The organism is Mucilaginibacter sp. P4_E8 (genome assembly GCF_056401495.1).
The window spans coordinates 1-1,250 of the sequence record NZ_JBFUJG010000395.1 but is presented as its reverse complement, the minus strand read 5'-3'; the positions used below and the strand labels follow the sequence as shown (position 1 = coordinate 1,250).

The window sequence follows — 1,250 nt, the reverse complement described above, 5'->3', positions numbered from 1 at the left end:
TTGCTGCTCTGCGGTATAACTATCAATACGAATATAAAAAAGCTAAGGAAAAAACAGATCTTAACTTTACCAATAATATTGAATTAAACATTTACCTGAGGTATGATGATGAAAGTTTAGTAGAGGCCTTGAATTTTGAACACATACAAGAGCGCTACTATTCAGGTAGTTATAAATTTGTTATCGGGAAAATCAATTTGCAAAATCTAATCGATAACCAAACCCGTATATCTGAAAGCAAAGCATTTATCGCTTTTGCCGATCAACTTACGGGGGTCAGTTTAGCATCGGCATCAAAACAAACAGCGGAAGTTTTGTAATAGGTTGTTTGTAATTAAAAAAGGCTCTCAAAAGGAGCCTTTTTTAATTTTAACTCCCCAATGTTATTTAGCAAAATAAGCACCTATCCGTTTACCATAAGCCACCGTGATAATACCAATAAATATTCTTGCGCATGATGACACGACATCACGCTGATCACCTACGGTTGATAAATTATACAGACGATATATAAGATCTGGCAAACTATTAACGATCAGTAATCCTCCAATGATGACTAATGCAATCTCGTATATTACCTTTCTATCGGCAAAAAGCTTTACATTCTCCTGCTGATCAGATACATTGGTTACCAGGCGGGTGATAAATTTTGTTTTAGCAATTAAAAATATTGCCAGGATCAGCAACAAGCCAAAGTTCAATCCATTTATCCATAATAAATTAACCTGTTCAATTCCCTGATCGGCGTTCATTCCAGAACCATGCCCTCTTATAAACGTTAGCAAACCCGGTAATTTTGAAATATCGGCCACTAAAAGGTAAATACCCAGAATTTTTATGGTTATTTCATAAATATCAAACTTCTTCATTTTTTGCTTGGGGATAAGGTTTACAGCGCGACGAATATAAACAAATGTGGCACATATTGAATAGATGGAAAGCTGATTGTAGAAAAAGGCTGGGGAAGATGCAATTCCTTTCTTTAGAGAGATGCTCGTATAAACACACCCCTGCCATCACACGTTTCAGCGCGCCCCCTCAAGAGAGGAGTAGCCTATCAATAGACAGTTGGGTTATTGGGTAGGTTAAATTCCCTCCTTGGGGAGGGGCGCGATGGTTTGTGTAATGGCAGGGAGGGGTTTATTCGTGATGTAGGTTGCATAAACCCCTCCCTACACCCTCCCGTCGGGAGGGAATCGCACAGGCCAACACTTTAAAATTTAATCCTGTCTTTTCATAGGCTATTAATC

The 1,250-nt window shown here is 38.3% G+C and carries 1 protein-coding gene and 1 pseudogene; one reads left to right on the top strand and one right to left on the bottom strand.

The window, feature by feature from the left end:
* A pseudogene (locus AC1DRQ_RS31685) lies at positions 1 to 320 on the top strand (homoserine dehydrogenase); the annotation flags it as partial.
* Between the two features lie 63 nt (positions 321 to 383).
* Here the strand turns inward: AC1DRQ_RS31685 and AC1DRQ_RS31680 are convergent.
* Complete coding sequence (locus AC1DRQ_RS31680) at positions 384 to 869, bottom strand: hypothetical protein (RefSeq protein ID WP_477430149.1); 486 nt, start codon at positions 867 to 869, stop codon at positions 384 to 386.
* Positions 870 to 1,250: the final 381 nt, after the last annotated feature.